The organism is Pseudomonas sp. NPDC087817, assembly GCF_044742875.1.
Lineage (GTDB): Bacteria > Pseudomonadota > Gammaproteobacteria > Pseudomonadales > Pseudomonadaceae > Aquipseudomonas.
In genome coordinates this window covers 10,563-28,218 of the sequence record NZ_JBIUVJ010000036.1, presented here as the reverse complement: position 1 = coordinate 28,218, position 17,656 = coordinate 10,563, and the positions used below count along the sequence as shown (strand labels likewise).

Genomic DNA, 17,656 nt, shown 5'->3' with positions numbered 1-17,656 from the left:
AGGGCAGGAGCGCCGCGCAGGATCAACATCTTCGGGACAGCCTCGGGAAGGGGTGTGCTTTGAGGCCGTGCATTCTAGCCTAAACCGCCCTCAACATCACCCGAAACGCTACGCACGGTTGCACTCGGATATCAATCTGTGTTTCTGCCTTGAGAGTCAAATTTATCCGGCATACGACGAAGGCTTATTTTTACGGTAACAAAATGCCCTTCGGCCCCATTCCTGCGGGGTTTCGCTCGGTTTTGTGATGTCTAGCAGACCTGCCCGCAACTGTCGAGATATGGCGCCCGTGGTCCTTTGCGTATACTGCGCAAATGTTTTTCCCAACGGCTTTGCGTCCGCGGTACGCCAAATGGCTGATCGCAACCGGACTCTTCCTGATGCTCGGTGGCTGTGTTGATAAACCCAACACACTCGAGCGCGTAAAGGAGGATGGTGTGCTGCGGGTGATTACCCGTAACAGCCCCGCCACCTACTTTCAGGATCGCAGCGGTGAAACCGGCTTCGAATACGAGCTGGTGAAGCGCTTCGCCGACGATTTGGGTGTGGAACTGAAGATCGAGACCGCCGACAACCTCGACGACCTGTTTGACCAGATCGGTAAACCGAACGGCCCGGTCCTGGCGGCTGCCGGTCTGGTCAGCAGCGAACAACGCAAAAAACAGGTGCGTTTCTCCCACTCCTACCTCGAAGTCACCCCGCAGATCATTTATCGCAACGGCCAGTCACGGCCGACGGACCCCGGTGATCTGGTCGGCAAGAAAATCATGGTGCTCAAGGGCAGCAACCACGCCGAACAACTGGCCGAGCTGAAAAAGAAATTTCCGGGCATCGAATACGAAGAGTCCGACGCCGTCGAGGTGGTCGACTTGCTGCGCATGGTCGATGAAGGTCAGATCGACCTGACGCTGGTCGACTCCAACGAAGTGGCGATGAATCAGGTGTACTTCACCAACATCCGGGTGGCCTTCGACCTTGGCGATGCGCGCAGCCAGAGCTGGGCCGTGGGACCGGGCGAAGACAACAGCCTGCTCAACGAGATCAACGCTTATCTCGACAAGGTGCAGAAAAACGGCACCCTGCAACGCCTGAAAGATCGCTACTACGGCCACGTCGACGTCCTCGGTTACATGGGCGCCACGACGTTTGCCCAGCACTTGCAGCAGCGTCTGCCCAAATATGAACAGCACTTCAAGACCTACGCCAAGAAAGAGAAAGTCGACTGGCGCCTGCTCGCCGCGATCGGTTATCAGGAGTCGCTGTGGCAACCGACGGTCACTTCGAAAACCGGCGTGCGCGGCTTGATGATGCTGACGCAGAACACTGCTCAGGCGATGGGCGTATCCAACCGTCTTGATCCGAAGCAAAGCATCATGGGCGGCGCCAAGTACCTCGCCTATATGAAGGATCAGCTCGATGATTCGATTCAGGAGCCGGACCGCACCTGGTTTGCCCTGGCGGCGTACAACGTCGGCAGCGGTCACCTGGATGACGCACGCAAACTGGCGTCCCGCGAAGGCCTGAACCCGGACAAGTGGCTGGATGTGAAGAAGATGCTGCCGCGCCTCTCGCAGAAGCAGTGGTACAGCAAAACCCGCTATGGCTACGCCCGGGGCGGCGAGCCGGTGCACTTTGTGGCGAACATTCGTCGTTACTACGACATTTTGACCTGGGTGACGCAGCCGCAGCTTGAGGGTGATCAGGTCGCTGAAGGCAATCTGCATGTTCCGGGTATCGACAAGTCAAAACCCGCCCAGGAACCTGCCCCCCTTTAACAGACAACCCAAATCCAATGTAGGAGTGAGCCTGCTCGCGATAGCGGTGGGTCAGTCAATTTGATCTTGTCTGACACACCGCTATCGCGAGCAGGCTCACTCCTACAGGGTTGTTGTGTTGATGCTTAGTGCTTGGCGGCAGCCAGGATCAGCGCTTTCATTTCGGACACGGCAGACTTGAAGCCGACAAACAATGCATGTGCCACCAGCGCATGGCCGATGTTCAGTTCATTGATGCCCTTGATCGCCGCCACCGCTTCAACGTTGTGGTAGTGCAGGCCATGGCCGGCATTGACGATCAGCCCCTGCGCCAGACCAAACGCCACGCCGTCCGCCACACGCTTCAACTCTTCCGCCACTTCGGTCGGGGTCTCGGCATCGGCATAACGCCCGGTGTGCAGTTCGATCGCCGGTGCACCTACACGTTTCGACGCAGCAATCTGACGCTCATCGGCATCGATGAACAGCGACACTTCGCTGCCGATTTTCGACAGACGCTCGACCGCTGCCCTGATGCGCTCTTCCTGCCCCGCCACATCCAGACCGCCTTCAGTGGTCAGTTCCTGGCGGGTTTCCGGCACCAGGCAAATGTGCGCCGGGCGGATACGCTCAGCGAACGCCATCATTTCTTCGGTGACGCCCATTTCGAAGTTCATGCGGGTTTGCAGCACATCCTTGAGCAACAGCACGTCGCGTTCCTGGATATGCCGGCGGTCTTCACGCAGGTGCACGGTGATGCCGTCGGCGCCCGCCTCTTCCGCGTCGAGCGCAGCCTTGACCGGATCCGGGTAGCGCGTACCACGGGCCTGACGCAGGGTGGCGACGTGGTCGATGTTCACGCCAAGAAGAATGCGATTGCTGGTGGTCACGGATGCGCGCTCCTGAAGAAAAAGATTCGGCGCACAGCATACGGTGAGATCAGGGCTTGCGAAACAGCTCCCGGCTAACGAGGGGACGACCGCCCAGATGGACGGCCAGTGCCTGACGCATCAGGCGTTTGGCGGCGGACAGTGCGCCGGGCGCTGTCCAGTCGGCTTCGGCCATGGCCAGTAATTCAACGCCGTTGAACAGACCCGGCTGCAGCAGGTAGACGCGCTCAAGGCCAGCATCCACTTGCAGACGATAGAGGCCGTCCGGCGCGACAGGTTCGCCGTGGATGTCAGTGTTCATGGAAAAACCGTAGCCGAGATCGTCCAGTAGACGCCATTCGAAGGAGCGCAATAAAGGTTCCAACGGCCGGCCTTCAGCCAGCGCCAGCAAGGTAGCGGCATAGTGATCAAACACCGCCGGGTGCGGATCTTCAGCAGGGAGCAAACGGATCAGCAGTTCATTGAGGTAGAGGCCGCTGAACAGCGCCTCGCCGACCATCCAGGTCGCGTTACCGGCACTTTCCATGCGCCCGACATTCTTCAACTCACCCTTGCCACGAAACTCCACCTCCAGCGGCACGAACGGCCGCGCCAGCGTCCCGGCCTTGCCCCGCGCACTGCGCAGCACCGCCCGCAACCGACCTTGCGGCGTGAGGAAATCGACCAGCGCGCTGGTTTCGCGATAGGCGCGAGAGTGCAGGACGTAGGCGAGTTGGGCGGGGGGTGGGCTTTGCGACATTGAGTTCTCGATGAAGAAACGCAGTCTTGAGATCAACATAAACCAAATGTGGGAGCGGGCTTGCCCGCGATGGCGGATGCACATTCAACATCTCTGCTGAACATTACATCCTCATCGCGGGCAAGCCCGCTCCCACAGGGTTCTCTGGTTAAACAGGAACCGATATTTTTTTACAGATCGCCGTAACCCAGCGAACGCAGCGCGCGCTCGTCGTCGGACCAGCCGCCCTTCACCTTGACCCACAGGTTGAGCATGATCTTGGAGTCGAACAGCAGCTCCATGTCCTTGCGCGCTTCGGTGCCGATGCGCTTGATGCGCTCGCCCTTGTCGCCAATGATGATCTTCTTCTGGCCGTCACGCTCGACGAGGATCAGCGCGTGGATATGCAAGGTCTTGCCCTGCTGCTTGAACTCTTCGATTTCGACGGTGATCTGGTACGGCAGCTCGGCGCCCATCTGGCGCATGATCTTTTCGCGCACCAGTTCAGCGGCGAGGAAGCGGCTGCTGCGGTCGGTGATCTGGTCTTCCGGGAAGAAGTGATCGTTCTCCGGCAGATGATCGGCGATGACCTTTTCCAGCGCTTCGAGGTTGTGCCCGTGCTGCGCGGAAATCGGAATGATCTGCGCGTTCGGCAGCTGTTCCTGCAACCACGACAGGTGCGGCATCAGCTCGGCCTTGTCTTCGATGCGGTCAGTCTTGTTCAGCGCAACGATCAGCGGGCCGGTCACGTATTGCACGCGCTCAAGAACCATCTGGTCTTCGTCGGTCCACTTGGTGCGGTCAACCACGAAGATCACCACGTCGACGTCTTTCAACGCCGCCGAAGCGGTCTTGTTCATGTAGCGGTTCAGGGCCTTTTCGCCACCCTTGTGCATGCCCGGGGTGTCGACGTAGATTGCCTGCACGTCACCCTCGGTCTTGATCCCGAGCATGTTGTGCCGAGTGGTCTGCGGCTTGCGCGAAGTGATCGCGAGCTTCTGGCCGAGGATGTGGTTCAGCAGCGTCGACTTGCCGACGTTGGGACGGCCGACGATGGCAACGTAGCCACAGCGAGTTGCGTTTGTATCAGTCATTGCCATTCTCCACGCCCAGGGCAATCAGTGCTGCGGCGGCCGCTACCTGTTCGGCAATACGACGGCTCACACCCTGACCTCGGCTTTTTTCATTCAGTAAGACAACTTCGCACTCGACGAAGAAGGTTCGGCAGTGCGGTTCACCCTGGATGTCCACCACTTCGTAACGAGGCAGTTCGCAACCGCGCGATTGCAGGTGTTCCTGCAGACGGGTCTTGGGATCCTTGTTGGTATCGACCAGCGTCAGCCCTTCGAACTCGCCGGCCAGCCAGGCCAGTACGCGCTCGCGAGCGACATCCATGCCCGCGTCGAGGTAGATGGCGCCGATCAACGCTTCGAGGGCATCGGCCAGAATCGACTCGCGACGGAAACCGCCGCTTTTCAGTTCACCGGAGCCCAGACGCAGGTAATCGCCAAGGTCGAAACCGCGCGCCAGTACGGCCAGCGTCTCACCTTTTACCAGGCGTGCGCGCAAACGCGACAACTGGCCTTCGCGGGCCAGCGGGAAACGGTCGAACAGCGCCTCACCGGCAACGAAGTTGAGGATGGCATCGCCGAGAAACTCCAGACGCTCATTGTTGCGCCCGGCAAAACTGCGGTGCGTGAGGGCCAGCAGCATCAGCTCCTGGTCCTTGAAGGTGTAACCGAGCTGACGCTCGAGACGGCTTAATGAGGCGCTCACGGTTTACCCACGCTGAGATCAAAGCTGGATTCCACCGCCATCGCCGGGGTACGGCGCAGGCCTGGGACAATTAACGCTGTGTTCAAAAATTAAATCCTGGCTGTAGCGAAGCCGATTGTGCCGGCTCCAGAAATGCATTCGGCGCTGTGGTCAACAGCGCCGTGTGTGATTACTTGATCAGGCCAACCCGCGAGAAATTCGGCAGGTGGCTGAATTTCGGATCCGGCCAGCTCATCCAGACCGCGAAGGCCTTGCCGACGATATTCTGGTCGGGAACCATGCCCAGCAGATCCTTGGGAATGTTCGGATCATCCCAGAAACGACTGTCGTTCGAGTTGTCGCGGTTGTCGCCCATCATGAAGTAGTGCCCGGCAGGCACGGTCCAGGTATGGTCAGGAATGGCGCGGTTGTGATTCATTTCCTTGCGGATCAGGTGCTCGGCGGCGCCGAGTTTCTCTTTGTACAACTCGGCAGTGCCGAGCATACCCGGCTCCGAACCGGCCAATTGTTCGGCAACCGATTCGCCATTGACGAACAGACGCTTGTCAGCGGTGTACCGCACGGTGTCGCCCGGCAGGCCGACTACACGCTTGATGTAGTTGACGTTCGGGTCACTCGGGTAGCGAAACACCATCACATCGCCGCGCTGCGGATCACCGACTTCGATGATTTTCTTGTCGATCACCGGCAGGCGGATCCCGTAAGAAAACTTGTTCACCAGAATGAAGTCGCCGACGTCCAGGGTCGGTTTCATCGAGCCGGACGGGATCTGGAACGGTTCCACGAGGAACGAACGCAGCACCAGCACGATGAACAACACCGGGAAGAACGACTTGCCGTATTCAACCAGCAGCGGCTCTTTGTTCAGTTTCTCGACCACCACGATATCGGGCTGGCTGACACTGCCTTGATAAGAGGCAATGGCAGCACGCCGACGCGGTGCCAGAATCAGCAGATCGAGCAACGCCAACAGGCCGCAGACGAACACGGCGATGACCAGCAACAGCGGGAAATTTAGTGACATAGGACCTGACTATTCCAACCTGAGCACGGCAAGGAAGGCTTCTTGTGGAATTTCCACGTTGCCGACCTGCTTCATGCGTTTCTTACCGGCCTTTTGCTTCTCGAGCAGTTTCTTCTTACGGCTGACGTCACCGCCGTAGCATTTGGCCAATACGTTCTTTCTGAGTGCCTTGACGGTTGTCCGGGCAACGATCTGACCGCCAATGGCAGCCTGGATAGCCACGTCGAACATCTGCCGCGGAATCAGTTCTTTCATCTTCTCGGTCAACTGGCGACCTTTGAAGTGCGAGTTGTCACGGTGCACGATCAACGCCAGAGCATCGACCTTGTCACCGTTGATCAGCACGTCAATTTTCACCAGATTAGCCGATTGGTAACGATCGAAATGGTAGTCCAGCGAAGCATAGCCGCGGCTGGTGGATTTGAGACGGTCGAAGAAGTCGAGCACCACTTCGTTCATCGGCAGGTCATAGGTGACTTGCACCTGATTGCCGAGGAACAGCATGTCGACTTGAACGCCACGCTTCTCGATGCACAGGGTGATGACGTTGCCCAAGTGTTCTTGCGGCACGAGGATGTTGGCGCGCACGATCGGCTCGCGCATGTCTTCGACGGCCGAGACGTCTGGCAGCTTGGACGGGTTGTCGACGTAAATCGTTTCACCGGTTTTCAGCACCAGTTCGAAGATTACCGTCGGCGCCGTGGTGATCAGGTCCAGGTCGTACTCGCGCTCGAGGCGCTCCTGGATGATTTCCATGTGCAGCATGCCGAGGAAGCCGCAACGGAAGCCGAAGCCCAGTGCGTCGGAGCTTTCCGGGGTGTACTGCAGCGACGAGTCGTTGAGGGTCAGCTTCTGCAGCGCTTCGCGGAAATCCTCGAAGTCATCGGAGCTGACCGGGAACAGACCGGCGTAAACCTGTGGCTGGATGCGTTTGAAGCCCGGCAATACCGGAACGTCTGGCGTCGAGCTCAGAGTCAGGGTGTCACCGACCGGGGCACCGTGGATGTCCTTGATGCTGGCGATGATGAAGCCCACTTCGCCGGCTTTCAGGTCAGCGGTGGCGGTGTGTTTCGGGTTGAAAACACCGACGCTGTCGACCAGGTGCACCTTGCCGGTGGATTTCACCAGGATCTTGTCGCCCTTCTTCACGCGGCCATGACGCACGCGTACCAGGGAGACAACACCCAGGTAGTTGTCGAACCAGGAGTCGATGATCAACGCTTGCAGCGGATCTTCGATGTTGCCGGTCGGCGCAGGAATGGTCGTCACCAGACGCTCGAGCACTTCGTCGACACCCAGGCCAGTCTTGGCGCTGCAGGTGACGGCGTCGGTGGCGTCGATGCCAATGATCTTTTCGATTTCGTCTTTGACGCGATCAGGATCAGCCTGCGGCAGGTCGATCTTGTTGAGTACCGGCATGACCTCAAGGCCCTGCTCGATCGCGGTGTAGCAGTTGGCCACGGACTGGGCTTCAACGCCCTGACCGGCATCGACTACCAGCAAGGCACCTTCACACGCGGCCAGGGAACGGCTGACTTCATAGGTGAAGTCGACGTGGCCCGGGGTGTCAATGAAGTTCAGCTGGTAGGTGACGCCATCTTTGGCTTTGTAATAGAGAGTAACGCTGTGGGCCTTGATGGTGATCCCGCGTTCACGCTCCAGATCCATGGAATCCAGTACCTGGGCTTCCATTTCACGCTCGGCCAGGCCGCCGCACATCTGGATGAAGCGATCGGCCAGCGTCGACTTGCCTAAGTCAATGTGGGCGATGATGGAGAAATTGCGGATATGACTCAAATCACTCACGGATCAACACTCAAAAAGGCTGCAGGCATGGCCCGCCGAAAAATAGCCGGGAATTGTACCTGATACACGGCGCAAGCGTCACGTTCGCCTGTCACCCGGATTGCATGCAAAAACGCCCCGATCTGTCGATCGAGGCGTTTTCAGGGTTACGCAGCGGATGAAAGCTTGTTCATCAACCCGCTCGTCTAAGCAGCCAGACACCTGCCAGCGCGCAGACACCGGCCGGCACCAGCACCGCAAACAGCGGCGAGAACCCGAACACCAGGCTCGACGGGCCGAGCAAATCCTGGACGATACGGAAGGTGAAGCCCACCAGTACACCGGTGAACACACGCTGGCCGAGGGTCACCGAACGCAGCGGACCGAAGATGAAGGAGATGGCCATCAGCACCAGCGCCGCGGTCACCAACGGCTGCAACACCTTGACCCAAAATGCCAGCCAGTAACGGCCGTTGCTCAAGCCCTGCTCGGAGAGATAGTGGATGTAACCCCACAGACCACTGATCGACAGCGATTCCGGGGCCATCACCACGGTGCTGAGCAGTTGCGGGCTCAACGCCACATCCCACTGCTCGTTCGGGGTATTGACGACTTCAGTGCTGCGCTCATGAAACTTCGTGGTGGCAACGTCGGTAAGCTGCCATTTGGTGCCGTCGAACTCCGCCTTCTTGGCGAAACTTGAACTCAGCAGATGGCGTTCCTTGTCGAAGTGATAGCGGGTCACGCCATACAACAAGCCGTTAGGTTGCACGGCGTTGATGTGGATGAACTCCTCACCCTGACGGTGCCACATACCGTGCTTGGCGCTTTGCGCGTCGCCGCTGCCCTGGGCCAGCGAGCGATTGGCCTGGGCCATGCTTTCGGTGGCCGGAGCAACGTATTCGCCGATCAGCACGCCCGCCAGCATCAGCACCAGCATCGGTTTCATCACCGCCCAGACGATACGGCCGATGGACACGCCAGCGGCGCGCATCACTGTCAGTTCGCTGCTGCTGGCCAGACTGCCGAGGCCGATCAGGCAGCCAATCAACGCCGCCATCGGCAGCATTTCATAGAGGCGGCGCGGCGCGGTCAGCAAGACAAAACTCAGAACATCAACCAGCGTATAGGTATCGCTGACGTCGCCCATTTCATCGATGAAAGCGAACAACGTCGCCAGACCGAGAATGATTGCCAACACGGCGATGATCGCCATGAACACGCTGCTGCCGATGTAGCGGTCGAGTTTAACCACGGGCCACCTCCAGCGCAGCGGCGCGACGGCTGGCCATCTTCAGACGCAGAGGCTCCCAGTACAGCAGGCCGAGGCCGATGAACAGGAAGATTGCGTGCACCCACCACAAGCCGAGCGCTGGCGGGATCTTGCCTTTTTCAAGGGCGCCGCGGGCGGCAATCAGGATGGTCAGGTAAGCCATATAAAGAAGAATCGCCGGCAGCAGCTTGAGGAAACGCCCTTGGCGCGGATTGACTCGCGACAGCGGCACCGCCATCAGGGTCACGATGAACACCAGCAGTGGCAGGGACAGACGCCATTGCAGTTCGGTTTTCGAGCGAATGTCATCACTGCCCAGCAGAGCCGAGGTCGGCATGGCGTCACGGTCAGTGACCTCTTCGCTGACGTCCGGTTTGGGCAGCAGCACACCGTAGGTTTCGTAATGGATAGCGCGATAGTCGGCCTGTCCCGGGCTGCCGTCGTAGCGGTAGCCGTTGTCGAGAATCAGGTAGCGGTTGCCGTCAGGGCGGACTTCCTGACGGCCCTTTTCGGCCACCAGCACGGAAATCCCGCGGTCCTTCTGATCGGCGCCGAGGTTCTTCTGCGAGATGAACACACTGCCGAGATTGACGCGATCGTCGCTCAGGGTCTCGGTGTAGGTCACCCGGGTACCGTCACGCAGGGCCTGGAAGCGACCTGGCTCAAGGGTGTCGAATTCGGTCAGGGCGTCCTGCTTGTTCAGCAGCAGCTGGAACTGATTGGCGCCTTGCGGGGCCAGCCCCAGGCTCAACCATGCCACGACCAGGGCCACCAGCGTCGCCGGAAACAGGGTCATGCGCAGCAGGCGTTGCTGGCTCATGCCGGTGGCCGAGAGCACGGTCATCTCGCTTTCCAGGTACAGGCGACCGTAGGCCAGCAGGATCCCGAGGAACAGGCCCAGCGGCAGAATCAGTTGCAGGAAGCCCGGCAGACGAAAGCCCATGATCAGGAACAGCGAACCCGGATCGAGCTGGCCGGCGGCGGCCTGAGCGAGGTATTTGATGAAGCGACCGCTCATGATGATGACCAGCAACACCGCACTCACGGCGCTGAGGGTCAACAGGACTTCGCGGGACAGATAACGGAAGACGATCAAACCAGACACTCCAGGGTTGTCAGGCTAAGGCGGCCAAACAAGCAAACACATCGACCGGCCCGCAACGCAGAGCCGTCGAAAAAAGATGCGGCATTATCCTGTGATTGGGGGCGCCTGTCACTGCGCACACTCATCGGCGTGTGCATTACGTTGAAGATCGTACAACCGAGGGTTGTCAGGCGCGGGGAGCGAGGTTCAAACTGCGGCCCTTGTCGCAGGCTTTGGCCTGCGCCTCTTCTATCTATAAGCAGGCGACTGCGGACACCGTCGAACGCCTGTGTGTTGACCATTCATTCAGGGATCCGGACATGGAACTGGTTGTAAAAAGCGTTAGCCCAGAAACGTTGAAAACCGCCACCCTGGTGGTTGCCGTCGGCGAAGGCCGCAAACTCGGCGTCGCCGCCAAGCAGGTCGACGAACTGAGCGGCGGCGCGATCAGCGCTGTACTCAAGCGTGGCGATCTGGCCGGCAAGGTCGGTCAGAGCCTGCTGCTGCACAGCCTGCCTAACCTGAAAGCCGAACGCGTGCTGCTGGTCGGCGTGGGCAAGGATGAAGAACTGGGCGACCGTCCATTCCGCAAAATCGTTGCCGCCATCCTCAACACGCTGAAAGGCCTGGGCGGCAGCGACGCCGTACTGGCACTGGATGAAATCATTGTCAAAAACCGCGACAGCTACGGCAAGACCCGTCTGTTGGCAGAAACCCTGGTAGACGGCGAGTACACTTTCGACCAGTTCAAGAGCCAGAAAGCCGAGCCGCGCGCACTGAAGAAAATCACCCTGCTGACCATCAAGGCTGCGCAAGCCGAAGTGCAACGCGCTGTGAATCACGCCACTGCGATCGCCAACGGCATGGCTTTCACCCGCGATCTGGGTAACCTGCCGCCGAATATCTGCCACCCGACGTTCCTTGGCGAACAAGCGAAGAATCTGGGCAAAGAGTTCAAGGATCTGAAAGTCGAAGTGCTCGACGAGAAAAAGATCAAGTCGCTGGGCATGGGTTCGTTCTACGCCGTTGGCCAGGGCAGCGCCCAACCACCGCGCCTGATCGTCATGCAATACAACGGCGGCAAGAAATCCGAGAAGCCGTACGCACTGGTCGGCAAAGGCATCACCTTCGACACTGGCGGCATCAGCCTGAAGCCGGGCGCCGGCATGGACGAGATGAAGTACGACATGGGCGGCGCTGCCTCCGTGTTCGGTACCCTGCGCGCCGTGCTTGAGCTGAAGCTGCCGATCAACCTGGTGTGCATCCTCGCCTGCGCGGAAAACATGCCGAGCGGCAACGCGTCGCGTCCTGGCGACATCGTCACCACCATGAGCGGCCAGACCGTGGAAATCCTCAACACCGACGCCGAAGGCCGTCTGGTGCTGTGCGATGCCCTGACCTACTCCGAACGCTTCAAGCCGCAAGCAGTAATCGACATCGCCACCCTGACCGGCGCTTGCGTGGTTGCACTGGGCGCTCACACCTCGGGTCTGCTGGGCAACAATGACGAGCTGATCAATCAACTGCTCAGCGCCGGCAAGACTGCCGATGACCGCGCCTGGCAACTGCCGCTGTTCGACGAGTACCAAGAGCAACTGGACAGCCCGTTTGCCGACATCGCCAACATCGGCGGACCGAAGGCCGGCACTATCACCGCTGCCTGCTTCCTGTCGCGCTTCACCAAGAACCTCAACTGGGCGCACCTGGACATCGCGGGTACCGCATGGACCAGCGGCGGCAAGGACAAGGGCGCCACTGGCCGTCCGGTTCCGCTGCTGACCCAATACCTGCTGGACCGCGCAAAAGCCTGAAACCGATGAACCTGGGCGGCGTCACTTTGCAGTGACGCTGCTCAAGGCTCAGGAACCGCAATGACCAAAGTCGACTTCTATATCCTGCCCAGCGCCGATCCGTCGGCACGCCTGGATTTTGCCTGCAAGCTCACCGAGAAAGCCTGGCGCATGGGCCACCGCATCTACCTGCACTGCAGCGATGCCGCTCAACGCGAAGATCTCGATGCGCGCCTGTGGGCGTTCAAGGGCGAAAGCTTCGTGCCCCACGGCCCTGCCGACAGCGAACCGGACGGTTTGATTGTGTTGGGTTTGGGCGATGACTGCGGCGAGCATCAGGATTTGCTGGTCAATCTCGACCTGAGAGTCCCGGCCTTTGCCAACAAGTTCGCCCGGGTGGCGGAAGTGGTGGTGGAAGACCCGACCATTCGAGCCGCAGCGCGGGAGAGTTTTCGCTTCTACCGCGAACAGGGCTATCCTCTGCAAGATCACCGTTTACAGCGACTCTGAGCACTCCAATGGACACTCCGAAACCGCAGCAAAAGTCCGCACACCTGTTGGACGATCTCGAATCGATCCGTCAGTTGCTCGGCGACGACAACCTGCAACCGCCCCTGCTGACCGATACGGTCGATGAGGGTGAACAGGAACAGATTCCGATGCTGTTCGACTCGGTTGGCAATGAGCCACCCGCCGTCGAACCGCCTCCCGCGCCAACCCCGACACCCGCCGCGCAACCTGCCGCAACCGTCGACAAAGGCCCGGACGCCCTGCTCCACCTGGACAGCGAACTGCGCGCCGCCGCGCAATTGATCATGCAAGACGTGATCGACGACTTCGCCCCGCACATCGAAACCGAAATCAAACGCCGCCTCGACGCGCGGATGGAGCGGCTGCTCAGCCAGTACGAATAATTCCTCGATCGCCCCTGTGGGAGCTGGCTTGCCAGCGATAGCATCACTGTGGTTTTCCTGAAAAACCGCGGCGCCTGCATCGCTGGCAAGCCAGCTCCCACATTTAAGCCTCCACCCGCCCCTCCCCCGCTCGCCCTCGGCCCCATGCCCCGCTATACTTCCCGGCTTTTCCTGAATAAATGCCAATAGGGTCCCGCCGCGCATGGATAAGACCTACCAGCCGCACGCCATTGAAACTTCCTGGTACAACACCTGGGAGTCCGAGAACTATTTCGCACCGCAAGGCGCGGGCGATTCCTACACCCTCCTGATCCCGCCGCCGAACGTCACCGGCAGCCTGCACATGGGTCACGGTTTCAACAACGCGATCATGGACGCCCTGATCCGTTTCCGCCGCATGCAGGGTCGCAACACCCTGTGGCAGCCGGGCACCGACCACGCCGGTATCGCCACGCAGATGCTGGTGGAGCGTCAACTGGAAGCCACCGGCCAGAACCGTCATGACCTGGGCCGCGAGAAATTCCTCGAGAAAGTCTGGGAGTGGAAGGACCAGTCCGGCGGTAACATCAGCCGGCAGATCCGCCGCCTCGGCTCGTCCGTAGACTGGAGCCGCGAGCGCTTCACCATGGACGACGGCCTCTCGGAAGCGGTTAAAGAAGCGTTCGTGCGCCTGCACGAAGACGGCCTGATCTATCGCGGCAAGCGCCTGGTCAACTGGGACACCAAATTGCACACGGCGATTTCCGATCTCGAAGTGGAAAACCACGACGAGAAAGGTTTCCTGTGGAATCTGAAGTACCCGCTGGCTGACGGCGCGAAAACCGCTGAAGGCAACGATTTCCTGATCGTCGCGACCACCCGTCCGGAAACCATGCTCGGCGACTCCGCCGTCGCGGTTAACCCGAACGACGAGCGCTACAAAGCCCTGATCGGCAAGTTTGTCGAGCTGCCACTGGTTGGCCGCCGCATCCCGATCATCGCCGACGATTACTGCGACCCGGAATTCGGCACCGGCTGCGTGAAAATCACCCCGGCCCACGATTTCAACGACTACGAAGTCGGCAAGCGCCACAACCTGCCGCTGCTGAACATCTTCGACAAGAACGCCAACGTGCTGCCAGCCGCTCAGGTGTTCAACCTCGACGGCACGCTGAACGACAGCATCGACGGCAAGATCCCGGCTGAATACGCAGGTCTCGAGCGTTTCGAAGCGCGCAAGCAGATCGTCGCTGCGTTCGACGCCGCCGGCCTGTTGGTCAGCGTCGACGATCACAACCTGAAAGTGCCGAAGGGCGATCGCTCCGGCACCGTCATCGAGCCGTGGCTGACCGACCAGTGGTACGTGTCGACCAAGCCGTTGGCTGAGCCGGCGATTGCTGCCGTTGAAGACGGCCGTATCCAGTTCGTGCCGAAGCAGTACGAAAACATGTACTTCTCGTGGATGCGCGACATCCAGGACTGGTGCATCAGCCGTCAGTTGTGGTGGGGCCACCGGATTCCGGCCTGGTACGACGAGTCGGGCAAGGTCTACGTCGGCCGCGACGAAGCCGAAGTGCGTGCCAAGCACAACCTCGGCCCGGACGTTGCGCTGCAGCAGGACAACGATGTTCTCGATACTTGGTTCAGCGCGGGCCTGTGGACGTTCTCCACCCTCGGCTGGCCGGAAAAGACCGAGTTCCTGAAGAAATTCCACTCCACCGACGTGCTGGTCACCGGTTTCGACATCATTTTCTTCTGGGTTGCCCGGATGATCATGCTGACGATGCACCTGATCAAGAACGAGGACGGCACGCCGCAGGTGCCGTTCAAGACCGTTTATGTACACGGTCTGGTGCGTGATGGCCAAGGCCAGAAGATGTCCAAGTCCAAGGGCAACGTCCTTGACCCGCTGGACATCATCGACGGTATCGAGCTTGAAGCGCTGGTGCAAAAACGCACCTCGGGCATGATGCAGCCGAAAATGGCGAAGAAGATCGAGAAGCAGACCCGCGACGAATTCGCCGACGGCATTGCCAGCTACGGCACCGACGCCCTGCGTTTCACCTTCTGCTCGCTGGCGTCGACCGGTCGCGACATCAAGTTCGACATGGGCCGCGTCGAAGGCTATCGCTGGATCATCTCGCAACTGCAACGCACTGAAGCCGAAGTGACCCGTCAACTGGATCAGTTCCGTTTCGACCTCGCCGCGCAAGCGCTGTACGAGTTCATCTGGAACCAGTACTGCGACTGGTACCTGGAATTGTCCAAGCCTGTGCTGTGGGACGAAAACGCTCCGGTTGAACGTCAGCGCGGCACCCGCCGTACGCTGGTTCGCGTACTGGAAGTGGCACTGCGTCTGGCGCATCCGTTCATGCCGTTCATCACTGAAGAAATCTGGCAGCGCATCGCGCCGCTGGCCGGCATTCAGGGCAAGACGATCATGCTGCAACCTTGGCCAGTGGCCAACGAAGAGCGCATCGATCCGGCCGCCGAAAACGACATCGAATGGCTCAAGGAACTGATGCTCGGCACGCGCAACATCCGTGGCGAAATGAACATCGGCCCGGGCAAGCCACTGCCGATCTACCTGAAGAACGTCAGCGCTGAAGATCAGCGTCGCCTGACCGAGAACGAAGCGCTGCTGAAGAAGCTGGCGCGCCTGGAATCGATCACCGTTCTGGCGGCCGGCGAAGAAGCGCCACTGTCCGCTACCGCCCTGGTTGGCGAGATGGAAGTGCTGGTGCCAATGGCCGGTCTGATCGACAAGGGCGCTGAGCTTGCGCGTCTGGACAAGGAAATCCTGCGTCTGCAGGGCGAAGTCCAGCGTGTTGGCGGCAAACTGTCCAACGCCGGTTTCGTTGACAAGGCCCCGGCCGAAGTCATCGAGAAGGAACGCGCCAAACTGGCCGAGGCTGAACAGGCCTTGGGCAAACTGGCCGAGCAGCACGCGCGGATTTCCAGTCTGTAAGGGCAAGCCGCGATGAAAAAGGGAGGCCACATTGGCCTCCTTTTTTTGTTTCTGCAATTTCACAGCCACCGAAGAACCCTGTGGGAGCGGGCTTGCCCGCGATAGCGTCGGGTCAGGCGACATTTATGTCGACTGATACACCGCCATCGCGGGCAAGCCGGCTCCCACAGGCTCCTCGGTGTTCTTTGCATTACGTTCACAGCGGCTGGATGTGGGACAATACCCGCCACTTTCAGCCATACCCGAATCGACCACGCCCATGACCGCCCCCCGCACACCCAAACCTGCGCGCAAGAAACCTGACTCCGCGACCCCGGCCAAAGCCGTTGAACCGCGTGAAAAGGCCAGCCTGCACCCGCGCAATCGCCATCAGGGTCGTTACGACTTCCCGGCGCTGATCAAGACCACGCCAGAACTGGCGAAATTCGTGATCATCAATCCGTATGGCAAGGAAAGCATCGACTTCGCCAGTCCGGACGCGGTACGGGTGTTCAACCGGGCGCTGCTCAAGTCGTTCTATGGCATTCAGCATTGGGACATCCCGGCTGATTACCTCTGCCCGCCAGTGCCGGGCCGTGCCGATTACGTGCACTTCCTCGCCGACCTGCTGGCCAGCATGAACGACGGCAAGGTCCCGCGCGGCGCGATCGTCAACGTGCTGGACATCGGCATGGGCGCCAACTGCGTTTATCCGCTGATCGGTAACAGCGAATACCGCTGGCACTTCCTTGGCTCGGAAATCGACCCGACAGCCGTTGCCGCTGCCACGGCCATCGTCCAGTCCAACGACCTGAACAAGGTCATCAAGCTGCGCCAACAGGAGAACCGCAAGCACATCCTGATTGGTCTGCTGGAACCGGGCGAGCGTTTTGACCTGACCATGTGCAACCCGCCGTTCCACGCTTCGATGGACGAGGCGACCAAGGGCAGCGAGCGTAAATGGCGCGCACTGGGCAAGGCTGACCCGAAACGCAAACTGCCGGTACTGAACTTTGGTGGGCAGTCGGCCGAGTTGTGGTGTGAAGGGGGCGAAGCGCGTTTCGTGACGCAACTGATCGCCGAGAGCGCGAACTTCCAGCACAAAGTGCTGTGGTTCAGCACCCTGGTGTCGAAAGCCTCGAACCTGCCAGCCATCGAAACGGCGCTGAAAAAGGCCGGTGTACTGGAAAGTCAGGTTGTTGAGATGTCTCAAGGACAGAAGCAGAGCCGCTTCGTCGCCTGGACCTTCCAGACCAAGTCCGAACAGCAGATCTGGCGTCGCGAGCGCTGGACCCGCTAACGCAGCGCAGCCCCCTGTAGGAGCGAGCCTGCTCGCATTAGCGATATATCAGTCGACATTCAAGGTGACTGACCCACCGCTTTCGCGAGCAGGCTCGCTCCTACAAAGGTTGAGCGTGCATCGCCAAATCGCAGACACAAAAAAACCGTGCCCGGATCGCTCCGGAGCACGGTTTTTTTATCGCTGCGTCTTACTTGTTCACAGCGTCGGTCAGGCCTTTGGCCACAACCAGCTTGATCACTTTCTTTGCAGGGATTTCGATGGCAGCGCCAGTCGAAGGGTTACGGCCAGTGCGGGCAGGACGCTAGTTCACTGTAAGCTAGCCGATACCTGGCAAGTAGATTTCGCCGACGTTTTCAAGCTGATCGGCAACGATTTGGCCCAGTTGGTCAAGAGCGTTACGCTCGGTGGTTTTCGGCGCG

The 17,656-nt window shown here is 59.8% G+C and carries 14 protein-coding genes and 1 pseudogene; 6 read left to right on the top strand and 9 right to left on the bottom strand.

Translation table 11 applies throughout. From position 1 onward, the window contains the following. Positions 1-314 precede the first annotated feature (314 nt). Positions 315-1,775, top strand: a complete 1,461-nt coding sequence (gene mltF / locus ACIONG_RS20390; RefSeq protein WP_401302333.1) for a membrane-bound lytic murein transglycosylase MltF — start codon at positions 315-317, stop codon at positions 1,773-1,775. Positions 1,776-1,900: 125 nt separating this feature from the next. Here mltF and pdxJ read toward each other — a convergent pair whose 3' ends face one another. From pdxJ to lptF, 8 genes are all read right to left on the bottom strand, one after another. Beyond that, the gene (pdxJ, locus tag ACIONG_RS20385; RefSeq protein ID WP_064382428.1) at positions 1,901-2,644 is read right to left on the bottom strand and encodes a pyridoxine 5'-phosphate synthase; all 744 of its coding nucleotides are present in this window, start codon (positions 2,642-2,644) and stop codon (positions 1,901-1,903) included. Positions 2,645-2,693: 49 nt separating this feature from the next. Then, positions 2,694-3,383, bottom strand: a complete 690-nt coding sequence (recO, locus tag ACIONG_RS20380) for a DNA repair protein RecO (protein ID WP_401302331.1) — start codon at positions 3,381-3,383, stop codon at positions 2,694-2,696. A 170-nt stretch (positions 3,384-3,553) separates the two neighbouring features. Further along, positions 3,554-4,456, bottom strand: a complete 903-nt coding sequence (gene era / locus ACIONG_RS20375; RefSeq protein WP_016771562.1) for a GTPase Era — start codon at positions 4,454-4,456, stop codon at positions 3,554-3,556. Continuing rightward, a complete protein-coding gene (rnc, locus tag ACIONG_RS20370; protein ID WP_103306375.1) occupies positions 4,449-5,138 on the bottom strand; it encodes a ribonuclease III in 690 nt (229 codons plus the stop codon). The genes era and rnc overlap by 8 nt, the downstream gene beginning before the upstream one ends. 169 nt (positions 5,139-5,307) lie before the next feature. Further along, positions 5,308-6,162, bottom strand: coding sequence for a signal peptidase I (gene lepB, locus ACIONG_RS20365; RefSeq protein WP_103306374.1), 855 nt, complete (start codon positions 6,160-6,162; stop codon positions 5,308-5,310). A gap of 9 nt (positions 6,163-6,171) precedes the next feature. Further along, positions 6,172-7,968, bottom strand: a complete 1,797-nt coding sequence (lepA, locus tag ACIONG_RS20360) for a translation elongation factor 4 (protein ID WP_401302328.1) — start codon at positions 7,966-7,968, stop codon at positions 6,172-6,174. 172 nt (positions 7,969-8,140) lie between these two features. Beyond that, positions 8,141-9,202 (bottom strand): LPS export ABC transporter permease LptG, encoded by a 1,062-nt coding sequence (gene lptG / locus ACIONG_RS20355; RefSeq protein ID WP_103306372.1) that lies wholly within the window; start codon positions 9,200-9,202, stop codon positions 8,141-8,143. Continuing rightward, entirely contained in the window at positions 9,195-10,316 is a 1,122-nt protein-coding gene (gene lptF, locus ACIONG_RS20350) for an LPS export ABC transporter permease LptF (RefSeq protein ID WP_103306371.1), read from the bottom strand. The genes lptG and lptF overlap by 8 nt, the downstream gene beginning before the upstream one ends. Before the next feature lie 308 nt (positions 10,317-10,624). On the opposite strand from lptF, the gene ACIONG_RS20345 reads away from it, so the two are divergent. The 5 genes from ACIONG_RS20345 (at position 10,625) to rlmF (ending at position 17,234) form a co-directional block, all read left to right on the top strand. After that, entirely contained in the window at positions 10,625-12,115 is a 1,491-nt protein-coding gene (locus ACIONG_RS20345) for a leucyl aminopeptidase (protein ID WP_103306370.1), read from the top strand. A gap of 60 nt (positions 12,116-12,175) precedes the next feature. Further along, on the top strand, positions 12,176-12,604 hold the full coding sequence (locus ACIONG_RS20340) for a DNA polymerase III subunit chi (protein ID WP_401302325.1): 429 nt from the start codon (positions 12,176-12,178) through the stop codon (positions 12,602-12,604). A gap of 8 nt (positions 12,605-12,612) precedes the next feature. Beyond that, entirely contained in the window at positions 12,613-13,008 is a 396-nt protein-coding gene (locus ACIONG_RS20335; RefSeq protein ID WP_103306368.1) for a DNA polymerase III subunit chi, read from the top strand. A 202-nt stretch (positions 13,009-13,210) separates the two neighbouring features. Further along, complete coding sequence (locus ACIONG_RS20330; RefSeq protein ID WP_401302323.1) at positions 13,211-15,955, top strand: valine--tRNA ligase; 2,745 nt, start codon at positions 13,211-13,213, stop codon at positions 15,953-15,955. A 259-nt stretch (positions 15,956-16,214) separates the two neighbouring features. After that, positions 16,215-17,234 carry a 23S rRNA (adenine(1618)-N(6))-methyltransferase RlmF gene (rlmF, locus tag ACIONG_RS20325; RefSeq protein WP_103305218.1) on the top strand — a complete coding sequence of 340 codons (1,020 nt, stop codon included), beginning with the start codon at positions 16,215-16,217 and terminating at the stop codon, positions 17,232-17,234. 190 nt (positions 17,235-17,424) lie between these two features. Here rlmF and ACIONG_RS20320 read toward each other — a convergent pair. Beyond that, positions 17,425-17,656: pseudogene (locus tag ACIONG_RS20320) on the bottom strand (HU family DNA-binding protein); the annotation flags it as partial.